The organism is Cytobacillus sp. Bac17, from assembly GCF_024519925.1.
Taxonomy (GTDB): Bacteria; Bacillota; Bacilli; order Bacillales; family Cytobacillaceae; genus Cytobacillus; species Cytobacillus pseudoceanisediminis.
The window spans coordinates 384585-410473 of sequence record NZ_JALJRC010000001.1 but is presented as its reverse complement, the minus strand read 5'-3'; the positions used below and the strand labels follow the sequence as shown (position 1 = coordinate 410473).

Below are 25889 nucleotides of genomic sequence, written 5' to 3'. Positions count from 1 at the left end.
GGAGGATTATAATGAAATCAGCAATCAATATTCAGGATCAGGTTCTTAATCAGCTACGCAAGGATAATATTAATTGTACTGTATTTTTGTTAAATGGATTCCAAATTAGAGGCCAAATCAAAGGCTTTGATAATTTCACGGTATTATTCGAGTCAGAAGGCAAGCAGCAGCTCGTTTATAAGCATGCCATTTCTACCTTCGTTCCACAGCGCAATGTTCAGCTGGATATGGAAAACCAGCAATAATATAAAAGTTGCACATGCACAAGAAAAGCCCGCTTTGATTGAAGCGGGCTATTTTCTTATGCAAAGACAGCACAAATATTTTTAATGAAATGGAGGTTGGCTGAATACATATAGATATGAGAATTTATTGTAGATATGAGGGAGCCTGACTGCAGGGCTTGTTTCCCATGAACAGGCAGTATGCTCCCAGGTATCAGCAGCATCTTAAAGCGGAGGACAGCCCGAAGAGGTGAAAATTTCACCTTATTTCTCGGGAAACCGCATGAACCGACACTCCTGCATCAGTGATTGCAGAAATGCGCGGGAATATGTCGGATTTTAGCCTAATAACCGTAAACTCGCGGATGCATATAGGCTTTTGTCACAACGATTACTTCTATGCGTATACTGTGCTAAGAATGTGAGGTGATAGCTTTTGGACCAGCCGATTCGCCTGAAGAATAACGGACAGATCAGCATCGTGCTCAATTCACAAAAGAGAAAAACATACACAAAAGAGCTTCCCGAATCCCAAGCGGCTCCAAAAGCCATTCCGCCTGAGCATACAGCTCTGAAAGAAATTGAAGAAGAACTTGGCGCTCTTGTGGGAATGGAAGAGATGAAGAAAATGATCAAGGAGATCTATGCGTGGATTTATGTGAATAAAAAGCGGGAGGAAGCCGGTCTCAAAGCTGGAAAGCAGGCATTGCATATGATGTTCAAAGGCAATCCCGGCACCGGTAAAACAACGGTTGCCCGATTAATAGGCAAGCTTTTTCAAAAAATGAATGTACTGTCAAAAGGCCATCTGATTGAAGCTGAGCGGGCTGATCTTGTTGGTGAATATATTGGTCATACTGCCCAGAAGACAAGGGATCTGGTGAAAAAAGCGATAGGCGGGATCCTGTTCATCGATGAAGCATACTCTTTAGGAAGAGGCGGAGAAAAAGACTTTGGCAAGGAAGCCATTGACACTCTCGTAAAGCATATGGAAGACCGCCAGCATGAATTTATTCTGATACTGGCGGGCTACTCAAGAGAAATGAATCACTTCCTGACGCTGAATCCTGGTCTTCATTCCCGGTTCCCCCTGGTTGTTGACTTCCCTGATTACTCGATTGAGCAGCTGATGGAAATCGGCGAGCGGATGCTGAAGGAACGGGAATATACATTAAGCCACGAATCTGAAAAGAAGCTGAGAGAGCACTTACATTTTGTGAAAAATAATCTCAGCCCAAACAGTTTTTCGAATGGGCGCTATATCCGGAATATCATTGAAAAATCTATACGGGCACAGGCCATGCGCCTATTAATGCAAAACAGCTATGACAAACATGATCTGATGACCATCAGAAGCAATGATTTGTTGTTTGAAGAAGCCGATTAAGGGGATATTGATATTGTAATAAAAAAGACAGTGTCAAAGAACATTGGCATTGTCTTTTTACTGAAGGAGGAATATAAAATGAATAATATTACGGTTTATACGACCAATACATGTCCTTACTGTACGATGGTGAAGAATTTTCTGGATGAGAAAGGGCTGGAGTATAAAGAGGTTAATGTGCAGAATGACCAGCGAGAGGCACAAAAACTGGTTGCAACCACTGGACAAATGGGAGTGCCGCAGATCAATGTGAATGGCAATTGGGTCATTGGCTTTGATCCAAATACGATTATGGCAAATGTGAAGCAATAATATAGAGGGGACCTGCTCGTGGATTGAGCAGGTCTTTTTTTTTGAATTGTGAACTCTGCAAATAAAATTGCATACTAGCAAAAAAAGCAGCTGTATTCGCAAATAAATAGGAAATTTTGCAATGAAAGTACATGAACTTGCAAACAAACAGCTTAAACCGGCAAATAAATATCTATGTATAAGTTTAAAAATATATCAGGATAATCTGATGTTTTTGATTTTAAAGAAAGAATTTTCTAAAAACATTGACCGAACTTCCCGGGGGTGTTTTAATAATTATAGTGGTTGGGTCACCTAACCATTTATTTTGGAAGGAGCTTGAGAAAATGAAAATCCTAATTACTGAATTAATCTGGAAAGAAGGAATTGAAGAGTTAATAAACAATGGCTTCCAAGTGGATTATGACGAGAATCTATGGAGTAACCGTGAAGAATTATTAAGAAAAATCAGCAATTACGATGGTTTAATTGTAAGAAATCAAACAATTGCAGATCAGGAATTAATGGCAGCTGGTCCTCAATTAAAGGTTATAGGCAGGCTTGGAGTTGGACTTGATAATATAGACACAGCATCAGCAAAGAAAATGGGAATCCCAGTGGTTTATGCTAAAAATGCCAATGCTACTTCGGTGGCCGAGTATGTGATGATGGCCATGTTAAGTGTTTCCCGGCCTCTTCATCTTGCTGATTATGATGTCAGGAACGGCAATTGGGATAGAAAAACATACACCGGCATGGAACTTGCGGGTAAAACGCTGGGCCTTATAGGATTAGGGGAAATCTCTCATCGCGTTGCTAAAAGAGCAATATCGTTTGGAATGAAAGTGGCTGGTTATGATCCCTTTATTGCGGATTATGATCACATTGTTTCTGAAACAGGGGTTCAAATAATAGAATCATTAGCAGATCTGCTTGCTGAATCTGATTTTATTTCCTTGCATGTTCCGCTTACACCTTCAACCAAGTATTTAATCTCCGAGTCAGAACTTCATTCAATGAAGGTTTCTTCCTATATTATTAATACCTCCCGAGGCGGTATTATAAATGAACGTGATCTTGCAGCTGCTTTAACCAATGGTGCGATTGCAGGAGCGTTTCTGGATGTGCTTGAGACAGAACCAATCCTTCCGTCGAACAAACTATTGACATGCTCGAATGCTGTTATTACTCCGCACATTGCTGGTTTAACTGAAGAATCACAAATTAGAACTTCCTTATTGGTGGCAAAGGAAGTAGCAAAGGTTATGAAAAATCAGCCGTCATTATGTGTAATTTAAAAAAGTTTCCGAAAATTTAAATAAATAATTGACTTTAACATTTGGGAGTGGTTTAATTAACCTATAAATAGTGGTTGGGTCACCCAACCAAATACAAAAGGAGGCAATTGAATGAGTAATAACAGTCAATCTACAACTCTGGCAGACACGCATTCTCCTGAGTCTAAAGAGGTTAGCACACATAAGTTTTTAATTCATCATAAGGGAGATCATGTAGGGGTAGCGACTAGTCCAATAAAAGAAGGAGAACAGGTTATCGGAATCTTTATGGATGATAATTCTGAGGTGTCTGTAAAGTCTCGCGGGGATATTCCTTTAGGGCATAAAATTTCATTAGTAGACTTAAAGAGTAATCAGCCAGTCTTAAAATACGGAATTCAAATTGGCTTAACTACAACAGAATGGGCTGTAGGAGATTATGTCCATACTCATAATATTAAAACGGCGAGGTGGTAGAAATGAATAATACACTAATGGGTTACCGCAGAGAAAATGGAAAAGTTGGAATACGCAATCATGTCATCATTTTGCCTGTTGATGATATCTCAAATGCTGCCTGTGAGGCTGTTGCAAGACAAGTTCAAGGAACGATGGCACTTCCACACGCATATGGAAGACTCCAGTATGGACCGGACCTTGATCTTCATTTCAGAACAATGATAGGAACCGGCTCAAATCCAAATGTGGCAGCGGTTATTGTCATCGGCATTGAAGAAAACTGGTCCAAGAAGATCGCGGAAGGTATTGCAGAAACTGGCAAACCTGTATCCTATTTTTCTATCGAGGGAAATGGCGACTTTGAAACCATCCGTCAAGCATCATGGAAAGCAAAAGAGTATGTTCAATGGGCATCTGAACTGCAGAGAGAACCGATTGAACTAAAAGATTTAACGATCAGCATTAAGTGCGGGGAATCGGATACGACTACAGGACTGGGATCATGCCCAACAGTATCTCAGGCAGTTGACCGCCTGGTTGATGCCGGTGCGACGGTATTCTTTGGGGAAACATCTGAATTGACTGGTGGGGAGCATCTAATCGCACAAAGAATGGCAACTCCTGAACTTCATGAAAAGTTTATGGCTATTTATGAAGATTATGTTGGCGAAATCGAATCCAAAGGAGTAGATTTGCTAGGTTCACAGCCAACACAGGGAAATATTGCAGGAGGCCTATCAACTATAGAAGAAAAGGCTCTTGGTAATATCGCCAAAACAGGTACAAAGGAAGTAATTGGGGTCCTTGATCCGGCAGAAAATCCAGATAATGGAAGTGGATTGTATTTTATGGATACTTCTTCTGCAGCCGCAGAATGCATTACGTTAATGGCAGCTGGCGGAGCAGTACTCCATCTTTTCCCAACAGGGCAGGGGAACATTATCGGAAATCCAATTGAGCCTGTTGTGAAAATTACCGCAAATCCCATAACTGCAGGAACAATGAGCGAGCATATTGATGTAGATGTACAGGGATTATTGTCCCGTCAGATTTCCCTGGAAGAAGCAGGCGACAAATTAATGGAAGTTATTTGCCGCACGGTAAATGGCCGCTTGACCAGTGCTGAAGCTTTGGGACATCGTGAATTTGTCATGACAAAACTATACCGAAGCGCCTGATTCAATTTCTCCCTGCACATTTTTGAGCAGGGAGAATCCTTTTTTAAAGAGAGTACAAAAAAAGGAGTTTAGACATGAACACATATAATGAGTCGGATCTAAAGGAATTCTGTGAAAAAGTTCTTGAAAAAATGGGAATGCGGAAAGATTATTCGGAAGTTGTCGCAGATTCACTGGTAAAAGCAAACCTAGAAGGCACGGATAGCCACGGGATCAGCAGACTTCCCATTTATGCCAAACGATTTATGGATAAAAGAATAAATGTGAATCCGGATATTAAAGTAACAAAAAAAGCCCCATCCGTGCTCCAGATTGATGGCGATAATGGCCTGGGCCATGTAGTCAGCTGGAAGGCAATTAGAGAAGGCATAGAAGCTGCAAAAGAAAATGGCACAGCAGCAATCGCGATTCGTAATAGCAATCATTTTGGGACTGCTTCGTATTTTTGCCAAATGGCATGCGAGCAGAATCTCGCATGTATAGGCTTTACTAATTCCCCGCCAGGGATCGCACCCTGGGGAGGGAAGGAAGCTTTCTTTGGCACCAACCCAATCGCCTTTGGCTTTCCAACTGGCAACGAACAGCCTGTAATTATTGATTTATCAACCAGTATAGTGGCCAGAGGGAAAATCATATTGGCCGCAAAGCAGGGGAATGAAATACCTGGTGACTGGGCAATTGATGAAGATGGGAATTCCACCAAGGATCCGGCGGCTGCCTTAAAAGGGTCTGTATTACCGCTTGGAGGAGCAAAAGGGGCTGCACTCGCGCTTGCTGTTGAGATATTAACTGGTGTACTTTCAGGAGCAGCATTTGGCCCCCATGTGAAAAATCTTTATGATGACAATGAAACAGAGAATGCGAATGTTGGACACTTCTTTTTGTTATTAGATATTAAAAAATTTATGGATTTAACATTGTTCTTTACCTCTATTCAAAATCTGCTGCAGGAAATGAAAGAAGTTCCTAAGAAACCAGATGTAAGTGAAATACGCTATCCGGGAGAAAGAAGAAAAAGAGAAAGTGCCAGCAGGCTATTAACAGGTATTGAATTATCAGGCAATGTTGAACAGGAATTAAAAGATTTGGGGGAGAAGTTCAATATCCCGTTTCCTGAGGCAAGGTCACTTGATCATTCCAGTAAAAGCCTTTCTCTTTAATAAAAGCTGTATGGTGATTATTGACCCATCCAATTGGATGAGGCATATAAACACCATAACAGCTTTTTTTAGCTGGATAATGTATTTTGAGAAATCGAACATTCTACACTTTCAATATGGTCAATCATACGTTCCTGAGCCAACTCAATGTTGTTCTGTTTTATTGCCTCAAGAATCCTTTCGTGCTCCTGGACAGATTTTAAAGCACGGCCCGGAATGTTAATTGATTTTGTACGTGACTCTGACAGAAGATCGATTAAAAAGTGCATAATCCTTACTAGAACCACATTATTTGAATGATCAGCAAGCGTCATATGAAATTTATGGTCCAACTCAGCCAGACGGTCAAAATCCTGGTCACCGCTTACAATTTCGTTTGCTTCCTTTAGGATTTGATCTAATTGCTGAATAAGATCCGGGCTTGAATTCTCTATGGACCATTTTACTGTCCATTCCTCAAGAATTTTTCTGACGGAGAAGAAATCCTTAAATTGATCAGAGGATACAAAAAAAGCTTCAGTCATTTTTTGTATCTGCTGCTCAGGAGAAGCGACGAAGACCCCTGTTCCATGTTTGGCGGTTAAATAACCATATGCTTCGAGTATTTTATAGGCTTCCCTTACTGTATTTCTGCTGACAGAAAGCTCCATCCCCATTTCTCTTTCGCCGGGGATTTTTTCACCTGCTCTGTATTCGCCATTGTGGATCTTTTTCTTTATACTATCGGCTACCTGCTCCGAAATTCCTTTTCTATTAATGTCCAAATATACCCCTCCATGCAAATTTACTGATGGGCTTTTTATATAGGAAAAATGGTTCAATGGCCCAACCTATTTTATTAAATCATTAACGGGTCAAGTAATCAACACCGCTATCTTAATTTTCTCAAAAAGGTAAATAGAGCTGCCTTCATAGGCAGCTTTAAATGAAATAAACGATTAAAAATCCCAAGGCTGCTAAGGCGGCAGCTCCGAAAGTTCCAGTAAAAATCACCTTGCTGTTTAACTTTTTAAATTCAGTATAATTAACTCCTAAACCTAAGCCTGCCATGGCCATGGATAATAAGAAGATACTTAGTGCGATCAGCATTTGGGTCATTCTATCAGATAATATGCCAGCCGTATTAACCAGGCACATAATCAGAAAGCCGAAGATGAACCAGGGGACCGGCAAATCTCTGAATCTTGTTTTTTGTTTCTTTAAGCTGTTCTTATTAAATATCACTCCAAGTATAATCGCTGCAGGAATTAATAATGCTACACGTCCCAGTTTTACCAGAATGGCAGTATCACTGCTCACATCTCCTCCTGGAGCAGAAGCTGCAATGACATGCGCAAGCTCATGCAAGGTTGCCCCTGTTAAAACTCCATAATCATAAGGGCTCAGGCCCAGTACGGGGAACAAAAAAGTATAAATGATTGTCACAATAGTACCCACAATGGCAATAAAAGCTACGGAGATTGCAGTAAACTCATTTTTAGCCCGGATCAGGGGGGCAACAGCAACTATGGCAGCAGCCCCGCATATTGCTGTTCCAACGGCAATCAGTGCTGATAAATGGCGGTCGATCGAGAGAAGTTTTCCGATATACATCATAAGGACAAGAGTGAAAGCGATTACAAGGATATCGACAATAATAAGAGAGAAACCAGCGGCAAAGATTTGTTCAACATTCAGTCTTAATCCCATCAGAATAATACCCGCACGAAGAAGAGTCTTGCTGCTGAATGTGATCCCTGCAGATGCATCGGCTGGTACATCCATTATTCCTTTCCAGCTCATGCCAAGCAGTATGGAAACAATCATAATTCCCATTACTGAAAAAACAGGCAATTTCGCTATGGAACCAGCTAATACAGCAAGTATTAAAGTTAGCAGGACTCCTTTTAGCCAGCCCTTTTGCAACTTTAGGGTTTTAATTTTTTTTCTTGTGTGAAGGGGAACTGTTTTTGCTTTATGCAGTTTTGTTGCTCCAGCATTGCTCAATCTTCTGCCTCCTTTTCCGCAAAATTGGTCCAATGGTCAGGAGACCCAACCAATATAATCTCATTTAAGCATTTTTAAAAAGAGTTATCAAGAAAAATATAAAAATTAAACAAAAAAATTTAGAAAGTATTGATTTTTTAGAAAATTATAAATAGAATATGGATAGTGGTTGGGTGACTGTACCATAACTTAAGTATTCTCCTTTAAGAAAAGTCAGTCCATAAAGATTTTAATAGATCAGCAGGCTAGTGAATAAAAAGGAGGAATTTTAAGTGAAAATCAATTTAGTCTAATCAATTAACAATATTAACAACTATTTTTGTAGACCTGGCGGCGGTAAATCTGAGGATATTAGCAGTTTTTCAATCATGTATTTGTAAGGGCTTACAATATAGTGCGGGAGGCGAATTATATGAGAGTATACCTGTCTATCTTATCAATCCTATTGTTAATATTTGTGAGCGGCTGCTCCAGCAATGTTAATGGCAAAGAGCGGGATGCAGAATATGTTTTGAGACTGGGCCATCTTCAAACGGAAACTCACCCTTACCACAAAGGGGCATTGAAGTTTAAAGAACTGGTGGAAGAAAAATCTAACGGGCGGATAAGAATCGATATATTTCCAAGCAGCCAATTAGGAAATGGAAGAGACCAAATAGAAGGAGCGCAAATTGGCTCCATCCATTTTCATATTGGCTCAGTAGCACCAGTAACCAATTTCGCCCCTAAATTTAATTTGCTTAACCTTCCATATTTATTTGAAAGCCGGGAGCATGCTTTTCGGGTCCTGGATGGGGAGATCGGCAAAGAGATAGCTTCTGATTTAGAGAACAGGGGCCTTATCAACCTCGGCTATATGGAGAACGGCTGGAGGCATATGACGAATAATAAGAAACCCATTAAGACAAGTGCCGATGCAGCGAAATTAAAATTGAGGGTCCAGGAGTCACCTCCATACATCTCATTCATTAAAGCTCTTGGCTCAACTCCTGTTCCTGTTCCATTCGGTGAACTATATACTGCTTTGGAACAGAAAGTGGTCGACGGCCAGGAAAATCCCCTTGCGCAAATCTATTTAAATAAATTTCAAGAGGTGCAGAGCTATTTGACATTAACTGCCCATAACTATGATGCTGCTGTTTTTCTTATGAGTAAAACAACATTCGACACATTGCCTGAAGAACTGCAAAAGGCAGTATCTGAAGCCTCTGCAGAAGCAGTTGATTATGAACGCAAAGTAGCAATGGAGGATGAGAAAAAACTGTTGGAGGACCTTAAAAAGACGGAGATAGAAATTGAAGAAAATCCAGATTTGGATTCATTTAGAGAAGCAGTAAAGCAGGTTTATGAGGAATATGAAGAAACGATAGGAAAGGAACTGTTTGATAAGATAGAAAGCTTAAAATAAATGACGGGGGTGTAGAAAAATGAGTGAATTTTTCAGGAAATTGAGTGACAAAGCGGATAAGATATCGAAAAAAATTGTTATCTTATTTTTTGTCATTGCCTTTATCTCCACAGTGTATCAAGTATTTTCAAGATACGTCCTGCAAAGTGCGTTTGCAAAAAGTATACTCCCTTTTGCAGATTTCAGTATTTTCAACTTAACCTGGATTGAAGAACTTATCAGGTACATGTTTGTATGGATCGTGTTCTTAGGAATCGGAATCGTATATAAAAGCAAAGGGCATGCACAAGTAGAAATTCTCCATCATTATTTATCTGAAAAATGGAAAAGTAAAGTAATGCTGCTGGTTGAATGTATTAACAGTGCACTTTTTCTGTTTCTCATTATTTATGGATCAAGAATATTGAAGTTCTCCATTCAGCAGATTTCTCCTTCGCTTGGGCTGAATATGACTTTTATTTACGGAGCAGTCCTAGTCAGTTCAATTGTCTGTTTTGTTCACTCATCGGTCAATATTTTGGAGCTCCGCACTGCAAAAAGAGATGAAAGAGTGGTCGTTCAAGCAGAATCCCAAAATACAAATATGGGTTAGTTGAAAGGGAGGGAAATTGATGACGGTAGCAATAATAGTATTGGTTGTATTGTTTTTATTAATGATTCTGGGTGTGCCAATTGCAATATCTTTAATTATAGCTTCCATTTCCGGATTTATATCAAGCATATATTATATTCCTCTTGAAGTGGTTCCACAGCGTTTGATTACATCAGTTGATTCCTTTCCGCTGCTGGCAATTCCATTCTTCATGCTTACAGGGGAATTTATGATGTCAGGAAGCATGGGGAAAAGAATAGCAGCATTTGCTTTTGCTGCTGTGGGCTGGGTAAGGGCAGGTCTTGCACAGGTTTCAACCTTAACAAGTATGTTTTTTGCAGGGATATCCGGTTCAGGTGCTGCAGATACAGCTGCTGTAGGTAAAATGATGATACCGATGATGGAGTCAAAGGGATATGATAAAGGGTTTGCAGCTGCCACTGTTGCAAGTGCAGGAACAATAGCTGTGGTTATACCTCCATCCATTCCCATGATTGTATACGGTGTAACCGCAGGAGTATCCATAGGAGACCTGTTCACAGCAGGCATCATACCCGGGATATTAATAGGCTTGTCTTTAATGATGTTAAATTACTGGTTAACCAGGAAAAACAATTATTCTGAAGAAAAAAGGACATTCGAATTCACAACATTCCGGAAAACTTTATATGAAGGGATATTGGCTTTGCTCTTGCCGTTAATCATTATTTTCGGCATCAGGGGAGGGATCTTTACTCCTACTGAAGCCGGTGCAGTAGCAGCTGCATATGCTTTTATCATTAATAAGTTTGTTTATAAAGATATGGATTGGAAGGATATACCCGAAGCGTTTATAAACGCAGGAAAAATGTCTGCGATGGTTGTCTTTATTATAGCCGGGGCAAATTTATTCGGATGGTTATTAACGGCTGAACAAATTCCGCAGCAGCTTGCACAGCTTGTCATGAACGCAACAGAAAATAAATATTTGATACTATTTATCTTCAATATTATTTTCTTTATTGCAGGGTGCTTCCTGAACGCATCAGCAGCGATTACAATCCTAACGCCATTGCTTCTCCCGATTGCTCTCGGAGCAGGCATTGACCCGGTTTTCTTTGGATTAATCATGGTTGTTAACTTATCAATCGGTTTAATTACACCTCCAGTTGGATTGGATTTGTTTATAGTGAAGGGAATAGCTGAAGTTTCCTATGATAAATTAATAAAGGCTGTAATTCCTTTTATTGCTGTAATGGTTTTTGATTTATTTATTATTACTTATTTCCCTGCTATATCAATGTTTTTAACAACCCTATAAATATTTAAAAGCATCGGCTAGCCGATGCTTTTACTTGTTCCCAGCCTCTTAACCGGAAGCTTCCAATTATATGTGTAAGATAAAACCCGTAAAGCTGTAATAATAATGAACAAAGTGTAAAGTTCAAATGGTGCTGAGGCGATTCCGAGTCCGACTCCAAAACCGCAAAGGATAGCCCAGACCGCATAGATTTCAGACCGCAATACAAGCGGTTTTCTTCTTGCAAGAAGGTCACGGATGATGCCCCCTCCGCTTCCAGTCAATACAGCAGCCACAATTACGGCGCTTAAAGGATGGTTCATTTCCGTTGCGTACAGTGCTCCTTGGATGGCAAAGGCGGATAACCCGATTGCGTCAGTGAAATTGCCCCATCTTTGCCAGTGTTTGAGCAGGTTGTTCGGGAACAGCATTACTGCTGTGATTGATAAAAGGGCAATCTGAAAAAATAAACCCTGTTCCCAAAGGGCAGAGACAGGAACACCGATTAGCAGGTTTCGGATCGCTCCGCCGCCAAAAGCGGTGACAATCCCAAGGATATATACACCTAAAATATCATATTCTTCTTCCATCGCCACAATTGCACCGCTGACAGCGAAAGCAACAGTGCCGATCATACTTAAAACTTCCCATGTCATATGCCATTTCTCCTCTTGATGCAGATCTATAAATCTATTTAAGTTTAAGTTATTTAAAAACGTAAATTCTTTCCAAACAATATGATTTTAACACGGAAAAAAAGAAATACAACCATTTTTTTTATCATTTCAAATGGACGGTGCAAAGGCCTGTGATTAGCGGTAAAAATTAGTATTTGAATATGATTTTTGTTATGATGTTATCAATTAAAATAAGCATATGAAAGAGGGATGCTGGTTGGAACGTAAGCCAGATTATGAAAAAGTCATTCTTGTCGGCTGCCATACTGATGAAGATGACCAGCGGTTTGAATATTCAATGGAAGAATTGGAATCGCTGACTGAAACGGCAAACGGAAAAGTTTTAGCTTCGATTACTCAAAAAAGGGAACGAGTTCATCCGTCTACATATATAGGAAAGGGGAAAGTGGAGGAACTGGCTGCACTTCAGGAAGAAATGGAAGCAGATATTATCATTTTTAACGATGAGCTCTCACCAAGCCAGGTGCGCAACTTATCAGCAGATTTGGATGCCAGGATCATTGACCGCACACAGCTGATTTTAGATATCTTTGCGCAGAGGGCGCGCTCTAAAGAAGGGAAGCTGCAGGTCGAATTGGCACAGCTGCAGTATCTGCTGCCGCGCCTGTCAGGCCAGGGTGTTCAGCTTTCAAGACTTGGAGCGGGAATCGGCACAAGGGGACCAGGTGAGACCAAGCTTGAATCAGATCGCAGGCATATCCGCCGCCGTATTGATGATATTAAAACCCAGCTTTCCGTCATTGTGCAGCACCGTGACAGGTATCGTGAACGAAGGAAGAAAAACAAAGCATTTCAAATTGCACTTGTCGGCTACACAAATGCAGGTAAATCCACCATTTTTAACAGGCTGTCTGAGGCGGAATCCTATGAAGAGAACCAGTTGTTTGCCACACTTGATCCGATGACCCGCAAACTGATTTTGCCAAGCGGATTTATTACACTTGTGACAGACACGGTCGGTTTTATTCAGGATTTGCCGACTACTCTTATTGCAGCCTTCCGTTCCACTCTGGAAGAAGTTAATGAAGCAGATCTTCTTCTTCATGTGGTCGATATGTCCAATCCGGATTATTACCAGCATGAGCAGACAGTCAATAAACTGATAGAAGATTTGGAAAATGATAAAATACCGCAGCTGACGGTATATAATAAAAGAGATTTAAAGCATCCTGATTTTGTCCCGACTGCCAGAACAGAAACGATTCAGATCAGTGCCTTTGAAGAAGATGACCGCAATGAGCTGAAATGGAAAATCGAGCAGATGATTCTGGGAATGATGAAGCATTACCATGTGGAGGTGCCGTCAACAGAAGGAAAGCTGCTGTCGCAGCTCAAGAACGAAACCATCCTGCGGGAATTGACTTTCAACGAAGACAAAGAACTTTATGTTTGCAAGGGCTATTACCTCGAAGACCATCAGATTTCAGGGCCTTTAATGAAATATACCGTATAGTTAGGAGAACATCATGTTTCAACAGTTATCACAAGGGGAAAAGCTCCAGCCGATTGTAAAAGAAGTGGAGCAGCAAATTTCAGAGGTATTAAAGAGCATTGATGAGCGGATTGATGAGAATCAATTCCGTGTTTTAAAGAGCTTTCAAAATTTCAAAGTCAGCGATTCGCATTTCAATCCTTCAACCGGCTATGGTTATGATGATATCGGCCGGGATACGCTTGAGGGAATATATGCAGAAGTTTTCGGCGGGGAAGCAGGATTGGTCCGCCCGCAGATAATATCAGGCACGCATGCCATTTCCATTGCACTCTTTGGCGTACTGCGGCCAGGTGATGAATTGCTGTATATCACCGGCAAGCCATATGACACACTGGAAGAAATTGTTGGGATTCGGGGAACAGGTAACGGTTCGCTGAGAGAGTTCGGCATTGGATACAATAGCATCCCGCTGAACGAAGATGGAAGCATCGACTATCCTGCCGTTGAAAAAGCAATCAGGCCGAACACGAAAATGATTGGTATCCAGCGTTCCAAAGGATATGCGACAAGACCTTCTTTTACAATTGAACAAATTAAAGAAATGATCCAGTTTGTAAAAGAAGTTAAGCCGGATACGATTGTGTTTGTTGACAATTGCTATGGTGAGTTTGTTGAAGACCGTGAGCCTTGCCATGTTGGGGCAGACTTGATGGCCGGGTCGCTCATCAAGAACCCTGGCGGCGGGATTGCAAAGACGGGCGGTTATATTGTCGGGTTGAAGGAATGGGTGGAAGCCTGCTCCTACCGAATGACTTCACCGGGAATTGGTGCAGAAGCGGGTGCGTCCCTTTACAGCCTTCAGGAAATGTATCAGGGCTTTTTCCTGGCTCCCCATGTTGTCGGCCAGGCGCTGAAAGGGGCTGTTTTTACAGCAGCGCTTCTTGAACGGCTTGGCATGAATTCCAACCCAAAGTGGGACAGTAATAGAACTGATTTAATCCAATCTGTTCAATTTGATGATAAAGAAAAAATGGTGGCGTTTTGCCAGGCAATTCAATTTGCATCTCCTGTTAATTCACATGTAACTGCCTATCCTGCTTATATGCCTGGATATGAAGACGATGTAATCATGGCAGCTGGGACTTTTATTCAGGGTGCAAGCATTGAACTGACCGCTGATGGTCCTATCAGGCCGCCTTATGTTGCTTATGTTCAGGGCGGGCTGACTTATTCTCATGTGAAAATGGCTGTATGCATCGCGCTGGACCAATTGCTGGAAAAAGGTTTAGTCCAAATAAATTAGGTGAATATTAAAAAGGACAGCTACATAGTTAGTTGTCCTTTTCTGTTGCTTTACAGAGAATTATATGAAAATATGAAAGGCAAAATTTTTTTGAAAAAATCATGTTATAAAAGCTAACATATAGTTGACAGATTATCTGACATTACATATAATAATCTCAAGAAGTAATTGAAAAGGGGGAGAAATAGTTGACTGGAAGCGAAATTCGACGTTCCATGCCGCTTTTCCCGATTGGTACTGTCATGCAGCTGACTGACCTGACCGCCAGGCAGATTCGCTACTATGAAGAGCACCAATTAATTTCTCCAGCTAGAACTGACGGAAATAGAAGGCTTTTTTCCTTAAACGACATCGATGTCCTTTTGGAAATCAAAGATTTGATTGATCAAGGCGTGAACATGGCTGGGATCAAGCAGCTATTTTTCGTGAAAGAACAGCAAGCGATAACTGAAAACTTGAATAAGCAGGCAGAAAAAGCGAGACGCGATCTATCAGATGAAGAAATCCGGAAACTTCTTCGCAAGGAAATTGTGCAGGCAGGCCGGTTTAATCGCTCATCATTGAGGCAAGGCAACATGCACCGCTTTTTCCATTAAAAACGCCGTTTTTAAGCTCGTTGATATTGTCTTGGATTTCTGAGAGAAACATTAACAGAGCAAAAAATAAATCACTCATGTAATTTTTTAAGGGAGGAACTACCAGTGGCAAAGTTTACTAAAGAAGACATTAAGCGTATTGCAGAAGAGGAAAATGTAAAATTCGTCCGTTTACAGTTTACGGATATTCTTGGAACAATCAAGAACGTAGAAATTCCGATCAGCCAGCTTGAAAAAGCGCTTGATAACAAAATGATGTTTGACGGATCTTCAATCGAAGGTTTCGTGCGTATTGAAGAATCAGACATGAATCTATATCCAGACCTTGATACATGGGTGGTATTCCCTTGGACAGCAGAAAAAGGAAAAGTTGCACGTCTGATCTGTGATATTTACAATCCGGATGGAACTCCCTTCCTTGGCGATCCGCGCAGCAACTTAAAACGTATTTTGGCAGAGATGGAAGAGTTAGGATACTCTGATTTCAACTTAGGGCCTGAGCCGGAATTCTTCCTATTCAAGCTTGACCAGGCTGGAGAGCCAACTCTTGAACTGAACGATAATGGCGGATACTTCGATCTTGCGCCAACTGACCTTGGTGAAAACTGCCGCCGCGATATCGTGCTTGAGCTTGAAGAAATGGGCTTTGAAATTGAAGCTTCCCACCATGAGGTTGCACCTGGACAGCACGAAATCGACTTCAAATATGCGGATGCATTAACAGCTTGTGACCAGATCCAGACATTCAAGCTTGTTGTTAAAACAATTGCCCGCAAGCACGGCCTGCACGCGACATTCATGCCAAAACCGCTGTTCGGTGTTAACGGATCAGGTATGCACTGTAATGTTTCATTATTTAAGGATGGCAAAAATGCATTCTTCAACGAAACAAGCGATCTTCAATTAAGTGAAGATGCTCGCCACTTTATCGCAGGTATCATTAACCATGCGACAGCATTTACTGCTGTAACAAACCCAATCGTTAACTCTTATAAGCGCTTGGTTCCTGGTTATGAAGCACCTTGCTATGTTGCATGGTCTGCTCAAAACCGTTCACCGCTTATCCGTATCCCGGCTTCACGCGGTGTAAGCACACGTGTTGAAGTTCGCAGCGTTGACCCTGCTGCTAACCCATATCTTGCTATGGCTGTACTTCTAAAAGCTGGTCTTGACGGAATCAAGAACAAATTGACTCCACCGGCACCTGTAGACCGCAACATCTATGTAATGAACAAGCAGGAACGTGAAGAAGAAGGCATCAAGGATCTTCCGGCTACATTGGCTGCTGCCCTTGATGAGCTTAAGAAGGATGAAGTCATCGTATCCGCACTAGGCGACCATATCTTCGAACACTTCATTGAAGCGAAAGAAATTGAGTGGGATATGTTCCGTACGCAAGTGCATCCATGGGAGCGCGAGCAGTACCTGAGCATGTACTAATAAGTAAACCCCTTGACACCATAGGTGTTGAGGGGTTTTTGTTTTCGGGTAAATTATTTAAAAAATTACCACAAGAACCTTAGTTCATAGTAAGAAAAAAAATACAACAATCAAGCCTATTGATGTAATTCCGTAACCTTTTTTAATTCTATAATCGGTTCCAGGAATCTTAGTTATTAAGTAATAAATTGGAATTACAAGTAATATGGGAAGAAAAACCCTTGCATTAGCTGAGAGGTTTTCAAATCTTGAAATTATCGTACCAATAATCAAAAGAGGAATAAAAGTTAGCAAATAGGCAAGTGACACTCTTATCACACCTTTTTTCTGAATTATACCAAATTTCCAAAATTAAGGGCATCAATTATTAAAGTAACATGGATTCCTAAAATGATGTAAAAAGAAACCAAATTTATACCTTCCTAAAAATAATCGTAAATTTCAGGCAACATTATGAGTAGTTTTATAACAGTGTGGAATGGAAGAAGCTACGAGTAGTAATCAAGAAGCGTGACAACTATGAATGCCAGGAATGTAAACGGAAGGGGCGCTTAAGCATTGAAACAAATGAATACAGTGAGAGTGGTAAGGGTAGGAAGATCCAGTTGCTTGTTCACCATATCAAGGAGCTCGAGCTTCATCCAGACTTAGCGTTTGGTGAAGATAACATGGATACTGTTTGTGTCGATTGCCATAACAAATAACATGGCCCAGACTTCAAAAATATGAAGCTAAACAAATGGCAGCATGATGAAAAGTGGAGTATCGATTTTTTTAATTATGTAAACAAATAGTATTAAATAGTTCTAATGAAAGGTGACTTAAATGAATCTTGAAAGATGGATTATAATGGGGGTATTAATACTAAGTATCATGTGTCTCAAGCTGCTAGTACCGGGAGACAAGGTTAGAGAAGCGTGGGTTATCTTTTTATTTCTGCAGGTCATTACATGGCCAGCCGGTTTAATAGCAGTAGAAATGGGTTGGATTGAATATCCGATTCAATTGTACCCTAAGGCAAATTTATATAATAGGACTAGTTTTTCCTTTGAGTTCTTCCTATTCCCGGTAGTCGCCATTATTTTTAGTTTGTATTTTCCAAGGAACAAAAAAGGGTTTGGCTCACTATTGTATTATGTTTTCTTTGCTGGATTTTTTACCTTCTTAGATGCTGTATTAGAATCTAAAACCAAACTGGTTGAGTACCATGAATGGAAATGGTATTGGACACTAGTAACAGTAATGATTGCTCTATATATAAATGATAAATTTTATCGATGGTTTTCTAAAAGATTAATTTTGGTGGACTTAAAATGACCAGAGAAGTCCTGATTTTAGTATGTTCGTGGATTTTATCATTGTACTTGTTATTAAGATATATCCCAACCGAAAGTAAAAGGTTAGCTTGGATAACCTTTATATTTGTTCAATCAATAGCATGGATACATGAATATATACAATTGGTATTTGGATTAGTTGAGTTTCCGTATAGAGAATTTAATAAAGCGACAAATATGAGCTTTTCATTGCATTATATTGTTTATCCCACAATTGCGGTGTTTTTTATACTTTTTTATCCAAAAGAAAAAGGGACAAGAAGAACATTTTTGTACTACTTACTATTTTCAATGGGGATAACAACTTACTCCTATCTTCTCGAAAAATTTAGTTCATTGTATCACTATATTCACTGGAACTGGTTCTTTGGATTAATTACCAACATGATTCTTCTTTATGTTGTAAAGATATATATATTTTGGTTTAAAAAAGGTCTGGTGTAACGAGTTGAAATATCTAGGTTCCCCCCGAGAAATATTAATAGTAAGGATTCTGTGTTAGACGACTAATTTAACCAAGGCAGGGGGCGTAAATTAAGAATAAGAATTAAGAGCTCAGGCGATAAAGGCGTGGCAACAAATCATTTACTTAAAATAAACGCCAGTACAGTGCCCCATATGAAAATCACTAAATAGAATAACCTTTGCAATAGACCGGCGTGCATAGGGATGAAAATTATTAACATATTGAGTGTGACTATGACTAGTAATGTAACTAAACAGTATTGAGTCCAGCGTTTTCCAATTTCTAAAGATTTTGCGTATAGCCAAAGACCGGGCAAAACAGTTATCATGTCAAGTTGAGCTGCTATTGAATGCCAAAATAGATTTATATCTGCTGGTATAAAGCCAGTCACAATATTCCCTAAAGCTAAGATAAGAATAAATATGGTTGCTAGCCGGTTTAGTCCTGTTTTCAAGGGTTTGTGAAAGATATAAAACACCAATGCTGCACTTATATAAAAAAATCCATTGGGCCTTTGCTTATTCCTTTTTTATCTTAGTTTCACTATACTTAATTGCCCATTGGTTCAGCAGAAGGAGCAGTTTTGAAAAAATAGTTAAAGAGGATTTCTAACGGCAAGGATTAGTATTTATGTTTCGTACGCAAGTACATCCCTTGGAGCAACGAACACTACATGAGCAATTACTTTAAAAATTCGAAAACACTCTGTTTGCATGAGCAGGGGGTTTTTACATAGCTAAAATACAAAAACCCCGTTTCTAAGTGAACGAGGTTTTAACTAATTTGTATTTCCCTGCATCTCTCTATTCTTTATGTCTGATCTTTAGGAAATCGAGACATGTCAGCAGTGCATCTCCTCCAAATCCTGCAATTACCGCAAGGAGCACTACCTTTAAGGCAGAGTCAGGATCTGAAGATACGACCAAAAAAACAGCCGCTAAAGCCCCCATGATTACTTCTTCAAAGACCCCCAGATAGATGAATTTTTTTGTCCTTCTGGGTTTGACCATTTTGCCTTCTTTCCGAATATGTCCAACGACACCGACCAGCCCACCAATCAACAAAGCGAAGGTAATGTTCAAAAACATTTTTTCTTCACACTCCTAAAGTCGAGATTTTGGACAAGCGACCTTAGGTTGATTCTCGGTGTATTACCATTATATAGAAAGTGGCTATAAAATAATATGCATAAAAATACCGAATTTTCTGAATAATAAAATAGTCATACATGACTGCAACTTAGTACCAACAGAAAAGGTATCAGTTACTTTCGTATGATTTCACTAATAGCATCAGGTAATAGGAACTGATAACCTTCTTAAAATTGGAAAAAATAAAAAGCAGGCAGTGGCTGCCTGCTTTTTATCATTCTATTAATGCATATGGCGGTATACACCTATAACTTTGCCAAGGATGGAAACATTTCGAAGGATGATAGGTTCCATTGTAGAGTTTTCCGGCTGAAGCCGGATATAGTCTTTTTCTTTAAAGAATCTTTTGACAGTTGCTTCATCTTCCTCTGTCATGGCAACCACGATATCTCCATTATTAGCAGTGCTCTGCTGTTTGACGATGACATAGTCGCCATCAAGGATTCCGGCTTCAATCATACTTTCCCCCATGATTTCAAGCATGAATACATGCTCATCAGCTGGTGCCATTCTTTCTGGAAGAGGGAAGTATTCTTCAACATTTTCAATGGCTGTTATCGGCTGCCCTGCAGTTACTTTACCGACGATCGGAACATTGACTGCACTGACCTTAGGGATGTGAGAAGACTCGTCCAGATCTAAAATTTCAATGGCGCGCGGTTTAGTAGGATCTCTGCGGATCAGCCCTTTGCTTTCAAGACGGGCGAGATGGCCGTGAACTGTTGAGCTTGAAGCCAGGCCGACTGCTTCCCCGATCTCCCTTACAGAAGGCGGATAGCCTCTCAATTTAACTTCCTCTTTAATAAACTCTAATATATCTTGCTGCCTTTTTGATAATTTCACCATCTTTACGCACCTCGTATGTTTTTGTTGTCTCAATTATAGCATCAATTACCATATGATACAAACATAAGTTCGAATTTTTATTGACACAAAACAAATGTTCGGTCTATAATAAAAACATCAAATGCGAACATACATTCTTTTAGAGGTGGTATATCATGCTGAAAAAATTGTGGAAATCATATTCTTATGCTATTATTCTCTTCGTTTTAAGCCTGACAGCATCGTTTATTATGCTCATTCAGATAGAGACACCTGATACGGAAAAGTTTGTGAAAGTCACTGTTGCAGAAGGTGACTCTTTATGGGAAATTGCTGAGAGTTTTTCGGCTGAACATTCGCTGTCTACAGATCAATTTATTAATTGGGTCGAACAAAATAATGAGATAGCGGCAGGCAGGATTTTTCCGGGCGATGAAATTGTTATTCCAGTAAAAGCACTGGATGACGAGCCTTATAAAGAGCTTGCCAGTTCAGACTTTTATGAATAAGGAGAAGTTATGAAAGCAATTATTTACTGCAGGGTTAGTACAACAAAGGATACTCAGGAAACGTCCCTTTCAAGACAGGAAGAAGAGCTGGTGAATCTGGCGAAAAAGCATGATTTTGAAGTAGTCAAGGTGATACGCGAACAGGCCAGTGGATATGACCTTGAAAGAGACGGTATATTGGAGCTTTTAGACTTAATTAAAGAAAAGGATATCAAGGTTGTCCTCATTCAGGATGAAACCAGGCTGGGGCGGGGTAATGCAAAGATAGCGATACTCCATTGCATCCTAAAGGAAGAAGTTCAGCTGTACAGCATTTCGAATAACGGCCAGCTCGAGCTTTCGGAATCAGATTCGATGGTGCTGAACATTGTTGGGATGGTAGAAGAATATCAGAGAAAGCTTCATAACATCAAAATTAGACGCGGCATGCAGCGGGCTGTTGATAAGGGATACCGCCCCGAGAAGAACTTAAGCAATCAGGGAACAAATGGCGGCAGAGAAAGAATAGAGGTGCCGATAGAGGAAATTGTCCGGCTAAGGAAAAACGAGTTAACATTTGCAGAGATTGCTGCAACACTCAGAGGCTTTGGCTATAATATCTCAAAAGCAACAGTCCACAGAAGGTATAAAGAGTATATGGAATCACTTGTTGAATAGAGCACTTTTCTTGTCAAAAGTGTTCTTTTTTAGTATGATGGCAGTTGAGTTTCAGTATTGTTCCATATCTGAAGCTATTGTATAATAAAAACTTCTATCAGAATATCCAAAGGTAAACTTTTGATATAAAGGAGCTTTAATATATGCTGCCAAAACAAAAACTTGCCCGAATTAATGAACTGGCAAAGAAGGCAAAGGAATCAGGTTTAACAGAAGCAGAAGCAAAAGAACAGACTTCTCTCCGCAAAGAGTATTTGGAGACTTTTCGCTCTGGCATGCTGAACACGCTTAAAGGTGTTACAATCGTTGACCCGAAAGGAAATGACGTAACTCCGAAAAAGCTAAAAGACTTCCAAAATAAAAACCGCCTTCACTAATATTATAATTGCAAGGGATACACAATGCTGTATTCCTTCTTTTAATAGAAAGCGGAGATGACTTCTATTACCGGCTATCTCCGCTTTTTTTACATACGCCGGGTCTTTTTGTGTCAATATAGTAACAAACCGGCTTTTTTGTCCTTTTCCTGACCCTATTGGTTGTGAAAAAAAAGGACACCCGATAATATTAAAAGAGTAAAGAATTACTACTCGAAAGGATGTATTGAATGTTTAATCACACAGATGAACTATCCATCAGTTCCATTCGTACTTTATCAATCGACGCCATTGAAAAGGCGAATTCCGGCCATCCGGGGATGCCGATGGGTGCAGCGCCAATGGCTTATACGCTTTGGACACGCTTCATGAACCATAACCCGAAAAATCCTGAATGGTTCAACCGTGACCGTTTCGTCCTTTCTGCTGGACATGGCTCCATGCTTTTATACAGCCTTCTTCATCTTTCTGGCTATGATGTTTCCATGAATGACATTAAAGAGTTCAGACAGTGGGGAAGCAAGACGCCAGGTCACCCTGAATATGGCCATACTCCAGGTGTTGACGCAACAACAGGCCCATTAGGTCAAGGTATTGCAATGGCTGTTGGTATGGCAATGGCTGAACGCCACCTGGCTGCAACATACAACAAAGACAACTTCAATGTTGTTGACCACTATACATACAGCATCTGCGGTGACGGAGACCTTATGGAAGGCGTTTCGGCTGAAGCTGCTTCCCTTGCTGGCCACTTAAAGCTTGGAAGACTGGTTGTTCTATATGATTCAAATGATATCTCACTTGATGGTGACCTTGATAAGTCTTTCTCTGAAAGTGTTGAACAGCGATTCAAGTCATACGGCTGGCAGTATATCCGCGTAGAAGACGGCAATGATCTTCACGAAATTGCAAAAGCAATTGAGGAAGCGAAGCAGGATGAAAACCGACCAACAATGATTGAGGTTAAAACAGTCATTGGCTACGGTTCTCCAAACAAATCAGGTAAATCTGATGTTCACGGCGCTCCACTGGGTGCTGATGAATTGAAATTAACGAAAGAAGCCTATAAGTGGACTTTCGAAGAGGATTTCCATGTTCCTCAGGAAGTATATGATCACTTCAAGCAGCAGGTTGTAGAAAGCGGCTCTAAGAAGCAGCAGGAATGGGAAGACCTTTTTGCACAGTATAAAGAAGCGCATCCTGAGTTAGGAAAACAGCTGGAGCAGGCAATCAATGGCGAGCTTTCAGAAGGCTGGGATAAAGACATCCCTGTTTATGAAGAAGGAAAGAGCCTTGCAAGCCGTGCTTCTTCCGGAGAAGTGCTAAATGCAATCGCACAAAACCTGCCTTCCTTCTTTGGCGGTTCTGCAGACCTTGCAGGCTCCAACAAAACAATGATTAAAGGTACAGGCGACTTTACAGCTGAGTCATTTGACGGCCGCAACATCTGGTTTGGTGTACGTGAATTTGCAATGGGTGCTGCACTTAATGGTATGGCCCTTCACGGCGGATTAAAAGTATTCGGCGGAACATTCTTCGTGTTCTCTGATTACTTGCGCCCGGCAATCCGTCTGGCTGCACTTATGAACCTGCCTGTTACGTATGTATTCACACATGACAGTATCGCTGTAGGTGAAGACGGACCTACACATGAGCCTGTAGAACAGCTTGCTGCATTGCGTGCAATGCCAAACCTATCTGTTGTCCGCCCTGCTGACGGAAATGAAACAGCAGCTGCATGGAAAACAGCAATTGAATCAACAAACAAGCCAACTGCATTAGTATTGACCCGTCAAAACCTTCCTACATTAAAAGGAACGGATTCAGCGGCATACGAAGGAGTACAAAAAGGTGCTTATGTTGTTTCACCAGCTTCCAACAGCAACGCGGATGTATTATTGCTTGCTGCTGGATCTGAGGTTAGCCTGGCTGTTGAAGCACAAAAAGCGCTTGAAGGCGAAGGCATCCATGCATCTGTAGTGAGCATGCCTGCTTGGGACCGCTTCGAAGCTCAATCAAAAGAGTACAAAGAAAGCGTAATTCCTAAGACAGTCAAGAAGCGTCTTGCCATTGAAATGGGATCTTCACTTGGATGGCACCGCTATGCAGGAGACGAAGGCGATGTTCTTGCAATCGATACCTTCGGCGCATCTGCACCAGGTGAGAAGATCATGGAAGAATACGGATTCACAGTTGAAAACGTTGTGGCACGCGTAAAAGCATTGCTGCAGGGATAATATTTACCGGAAAGGGAGAGCTGAGAGGCTCTTCCTTTTTTGTGAGATAGGTTTATATTAAAAAAAACAGGATTATATTTCAGTAAAACCGGGAAAATGACGAAGTAAATATTTTGAGCAGCTATTATAGCAGTTCTCCCAGCAAGAATCCTCATAATCAACTGAATTCTTTGTTTTCGACAAAATTAGTGAAAGTTTTTAACATCTTCAGACACATTCCTTATTTTTGGTTGCTTATAATTGAAAGAAATGGATTGTCCCGGAAGGAGGGGCCAGATGAGAGCTTATCAATTGTATTTAATAGAAGATGAATTTGCGGCCCATTATTTTGGCAGAGAGCGGATGTTTTTTCAGTTGTTTGAAGAGTATGAGCATTCGTCAGGTGAAATGAAGTCTATTCTATCGAAGCAAATTGATTTTGTGACTAAGCCAATCCCGGGTTTGAAAGTGCATCAATACATCCATCAGCAGCTGCAGCGAAAAAAGGACTTTATAATAGAAAAAAGTGCATACTATATAGAGATGAGCAAAAGAAGCAGGGCGAAGCTTGAAGTATTTGAACGGAGCCTGGTTTTAGAAGCGGCCGGCAGCTATGAGGCAGAGACGGTATTTTTCGAAGTACTGCGAAAAAGCGAGTCCTCCTTCCTGGCTGTTGACCTCAAGCATAAGCGCTATGGGTGGCTAAAACCGATAAAAGAGAGAAAATTCGTCTAAAATATGAGAAAAAATGAAGCAAATATTGTATAATAACCTTTGGTCTAGTACACTGTATGATAGACAACATGAAGGAGGAAGTTAGTATGGGTATGTACATTCTAGTTGGTGTACTGGCGCTTCTTGCCGGTGTAGCACTAGGATTTTTCATTGCTCGAAAATATATGATGAGCTACCTGGAGAAAAATCCGCCAATTAATGAACAAATGCTTAAAATGATGATGATGCAAATGGGCATGAAGCCATCTCAGAAGAAGATCAACCAAATGATGAATGCCATGAACAAGCAGACTGGCAAGTAATCAGGGACAAGCATCCCATCTGAAACCACTTTTCTGTTACAATACAAGGAAGGTGGTTTTTTTATTTCCAAAATGAAACCTTCTTTGAAACAGACCGTATTTATACTATGACAAATCATGAAAGGAACGAGCAAATGAAAAAAGTAATTCTTATAGGGCTCCTTACCGTTTCCATGTTATTAAGCGGCTGTTCCGTTCTGGGAGAAGTGAATAATTCCATTGACTATGTTAATGAAGCGACTGAGCATATCAATACATTAAGCGACTTTGCTGAAGAGGCGCCGCAAATGATTCAGGAGGCGGCAGCGGATCCGGCATTAAAGCAGGAACTTGAAGACAGATTGACGACACTTAAGCAGGAAGTTGAAGAGTTTATCGCCCTTCAGGATATCCCGACGCTGGCAGAGGATGTTCATCAGGAGCTGGTTACACAGAATGAAGCGCTTCTGGCTGAGATCAATAAAGTATTGGAGAACGGCAGCCTAGCATTGGATCGGCTGGAGAACTCAGAGCTATTCACTACCATTAATGAAGCAACAAGCCTGATCAACCGAATAGAAGCATTAGGGCAATAAAGCATCCAAATGGGTGCTTTTTTCTT

30 protein-coding genes are annotated in these 25889 nt (G+C 40.6%); 24 read left to right on the top strand and 6 right to left on the bottom strand.

Translation table 11 applies throughout. The features are described 5' to 3' along the window. Positions 1–11 precede the first annotated feature (11 nt). From hfq to NR125_RS02035, 7 genes are all read left to right on the top strand, one after another. Entirely contained in the window at positions 12–245 is a 234-nt protein-coding gene (hfq, locus tag NR125_RS02065) for an RNA chaperone Hfq (protein WP_009330585.1), read from the top strand. 415 nt (positions 246–660) lie between these two features. After that, complete coding sequence (spoVK, locus tag NR125_RS02060) at positions 661–1611, top strand: stage V sporulation protein K (protein ID WP_009330584.1); 951 nt, start codon at positions 661–663, stop codon at positions 1609–1611. Positions 1612–1689: 78 nt separating this feature from the next. Then, on the top strand, positions 1690–1923 hold the full coding sequence (locus NR125_RS02055) for a glutaredoxin family protein (protein ID WP_009330583.1): 234 nt from the start codon (positions 1690–1692) through the stop codon (positions 1921–1923). Between the two features lie 326 nt (positions 1924–2249). Further along, on the top strand, positions 2250–3200 hold the full coding sequence (locus tag NR125_RS02050; protein ID WP_019381819.1) for a hydroxyacid dehydrogenase: 951 nt from the start codon (positions 2250–2252) through the stop codon (positions 3198–3200). A 111-nt stretch (positions 3201–3311) separates the two neighbouring features. Further along, complete coding sequence (locus tag NR125_RS02045) at positions 3312–3656, top strand: UxaA family hydrolase (RefSeq protein WP_019381820.1); 345 nt, start codon at positions 3312–3314, stop codon at positions 3654–3656. Between the two features lie 2 nt (positions 3657–3658). Continuing rightward, entirely contained in the window at positions 3659–4816 is a 1158-nt protein-coding gene (locus NR125_RS02040) for a UxaA family hydrolase (RefSeq protein WP_019381821.1), read from the top strand. Between the two features lie 74 nt (positions 4817–4890). Continuing rightward, positions 4891–5976 carry an Ldh family oxidoreductase gene (locus NR125_RS02035; protein ID WP_071156584.1) on the top strand — a complete coding sequence of 362 codons (1086 nt, stop codon included), beginning with the start codon at positions 4891–4893 and terminating at the stop codon, positions 5974–5976. Positions 5977–6044: 68 nt separating this feature from the next. On the opposite strand, the gene NR125_RS02030 is transcribed toward NR125_RS02035, so the two are convergent. Together NR125_RS02030 and NR125_RS02025 are read right to left on the bottom strand one after the other, a co-directional pair. After that, complete coding sequence (locus NR125_RS02030) at positions 6045–6740, bottom strand: FadR/GntR family transcriptional regulator (RefSeq protein WP_009330577.1); 696 nt, start codon at positions 6738–6740, stop codon at positions 6045–6047. Between the two features lie 157 nt (positions 6741–6897). Further along, a complete protein-coding gene (locus NR125_RS02025) occupies positions 6898–7962 on the bottom strand; it encodes a YeiH family protein (protein WP_009330576.1) in 1065 nt (354 codons plus the stop codon). Positions 7963–8374: 412 nt separating this feature from the next. Between NR125_RS02025 and NR125_RS02020 the strand changes: the two genes are divergently transcribed. The 3 genes from NR125_RS02020 to NR125_RS02010 are packed head-to-tail and all read left to right on the top strand — an operon-like array spanning position 8375 to position 11262. Further along, complete coding sequence (locus tag NR125_RS02020) at positions 8375–9370, top strand: TRAP transporter substrate-binding protein (protein ID WP_071156582.1); 996 nt, start codon at positions 8375–8377, stop codon at positions 9368–9370. Between the two features lie 19 nt (positions 9371–9389). After that, positions 9390–9962, top strand: a complete 573-nt coding sequence (locus tag NR125_RS02015) for a TRAP transporter small permease (protein ID WP_009330574.1) — start codon at positions 9390–9392, stop codon at positions 9960–9962. A 19-nt stretch (positions 9963–9981) separates the two neighbouring features. Next, positions 9982–11262, top strand: a complete 1281-nt coding sequence (locus NR125_RS02010) for a TRAP transporter large permease (RefSeq protein WP_071156580.1) — start codon at positions 9982–9984, stop codon at positions 11260–11262. 17 nt (positions 11263–11279) lie between these two features. On the opposite strand, the gene NR125_RS02005 is transcribed toward NR125_RS02010, so the two are convergent. Beyond that, entirely contained in the window at positions 11280–11897 is a 618-nt protein-coding gene (locus NR125_RS02005; RefSeq protein WP_009330572.1) for a trimeric intracellular cation channel family protein, read from the bottom strand. 238 nt (positions 11898–12135) lie between these two features. On the opposite strand from NR125_RS02005, the gene hflX reads away from it, so the two are divergent. The 7 genes from hflX (at position 12136) to NR125_RS29575 (ending at position 18494) form a co-directional block, all read left to right on the top strand. Further along, entirely contained in the window at positions 12136–13392 is a 1257-nt protein-coding gene (hflX, locus tag NR125_RS02000; RefSeq protein ID WP_256814675.1) for a GTPase HflX, read from the top strand. A 13-nt stretch (positions 13393–13405) separates the two neighbouring features. Next, positions 13406–14677 carry a methionine gamma-lyase family protein gene (locus NR125_RS01995; RefSeq protein WP_071156576.1) on the top strand — a complete coding sequence of 424 codons (1272 nt, stop codon included), beginning with the start codon at positions 13406–13408 and terminating at the stop codon, positions 14675–14677. Between the two features lie 188 nt (positions 14678–14865). Next, on the top strand, positions 14866–15273 hold the full coding sequence (locus tag NR125_RS01990) for a MerR family transcriptional regulator (RefSeq protein ID WP_009330569.1): 408 nt from the start codon (positions 14866–14868) through the stop codon (positions 15271–15273). Positions 15274–15378: 105 nt separating this feature from the next. Next, positions 15379–16713, top strand: a complete 1335-nt coding sequence (glnA, locus tag NR125_RS01985) for a type I glutamate--ammonia ligase (RefSeq protein ID WP_009330568.1) — start codon at positions 15379–15381, stop codon at positions 16711–16713. Positions 16714–17186: 473 nt separating this feature from the next. Further along, positions 17187–17417, top strand: coding sequence for an HNH endonuclease (locus NR125_RS01980; RefSeq protein ID WP_019381829.1), 231 nt, complete (start codon positions 17187–17189; stop codon positions 17415–17417). Positions 17418–17538: 121 nt separating this feature from the next. Further along, positions 17539–18030 carry a CBO0543 family protein gene (locus tag NR125_RS01975; protein WP_071156572.1) on the top strand — a complete coding sequence of 164 codons (492 nt, stop codon included), beginning with the start codon at positions 17539–17541 and terminating at the stop codon, positions 18028–18030. Further along, entirely contained in the window at positions 18027–18494 is a 468-nt protein-coding gene (locus NR125_RS29575) for a CBO0543 family protein (RefSeq protein ID WP_071156569.1), read from the top strand. The genes NR125_RS01975 and NR125_RS29575 overlap by 4 nt, the downstream gene beginning before the upstream one ends. A gap of 137 nt (positions 18495–18631) precedes the next feature. Here NR125_RS29575 and NR125_RS29870 read toward each other — a convergent pair whose 3' ends face one another. The 3 genes from NR125_RS29870 to lexA form a co-directional block, all read right to left on the bottom strand. After that, the gene (locus NR125_RS29870; protein WP_341002609.1) at positions 18632–18994 is read right to left on the bottom strand and encodes a hypothetical protein; all 363 of its coding nucleotides are present in this window, start codon (positions 18992–18994) and stop codon (positions 18632–18634) included. 325 nt (positions 18995–19319) lie between these two features. Then, on the bottom strand, positions 19320–19604 hold the full coding sequence (locus NR125_RS01970) for a DUF4257 domain-containing protein (protein WP_009330566.1): 285 nt from the start codon (positions 19602–19604) through the stop codon (positions 19320–19322). A 285-nt stretch (positions 19605–19889) separates the two neighbouring features. Continuing rightward, positions 19890–20513, bottom strand: coding sequence for a transcriptional repressor LexA (gene lexA, locus NR125_RS01965; protein ID WP_009330565.1), 624 nt, complete (start codon positions 20511–20513; stop codon positions 19890–19892). A gap of 155 nt (positions 20514–20668) precedes the next feature. Here lexA and yneA point away from each other — a divergent pair, with 155 nt between their 5' ends. From yneA to NR125_RS01930, 7 genes are all read left to right on the top strand, one after another. Then, positions 20669–21001, top strand: coding sequence for a cell division suppressor protein YneA (gene yneA / locus NR125_RS01960; protein ID WP_071156567.1), 333 nt, complete (start codon positions 20669–20671; stop codon positions 20999–21001). 9 nt (positions 21002–21010) lie between these two features. After that, the gene (locus NR125_RS01955; protein ID WP_071156565.1) at positions 21011–21658 is read left to right on the top strand and encodes a YneB family resolvase-like protein; all 648 of its coding nucleotides are present in this window, start codon (positions 21011–21013) and stop codon (positions 21656–21658) included. A gap of 143 nt (positions 21659–21801) precedes the next feature. Next, complete coding sequence (locus tag NR125_RS01950; protein WP_035330672.1) at positions 21802–22035, top strand: DUF896 domain-containing protein; 234 nt, start codon at positions 21802–21804, stop codon at positions 22033–22035. Positions 22036–22265: 230 nt separating this feature from the next. Further along, positions 22266–24272 (top strand): transketolase, encoded by a 2007-nt coding sequence (gene tkt, locus NR125_RS01945; RefSeq protein WP_071156563.1) that lies wholly within the window; start codon positions 22266–22268, stop codon positions 24270–24272. Positions 24273–24548: 276 nt separating this feature from the next. After that, a complete protein-coding gene (gene sirA, locus NR125_RS01940; protein ID WP_009330560.1) occupies positions 24549–24986 on the top strand; it encodes a sporulation inhibitor of replication protein SirA in 438 nt (145 codons plus the stop codon). A gap of 86 nt (positions 24987–25072) precedes the next feature. Next, positions 25073–25288, top strand: a complete 216-nt coding sequence (locus tag NR125_RS01935) for a YneF family protein (protein WP_009330559.1) — start codon at positions 25073–25075, stop codon at positions 25286–25288. A 134-nt stretch (positions 25289–25422) separates the two neighbouring features. Continuing rightward, complete coding sequence (locus tag NR125_RS01930) at positions 25423–25863, top strand: DUF6376 family protein (protein WP_251155984.1); 441 nt, start codon at positions 25423–25425, stop codon at positions 25861–25863. The last annotated feature ends 26 nt before the right edge of the window (positions 25864–25889 follow it).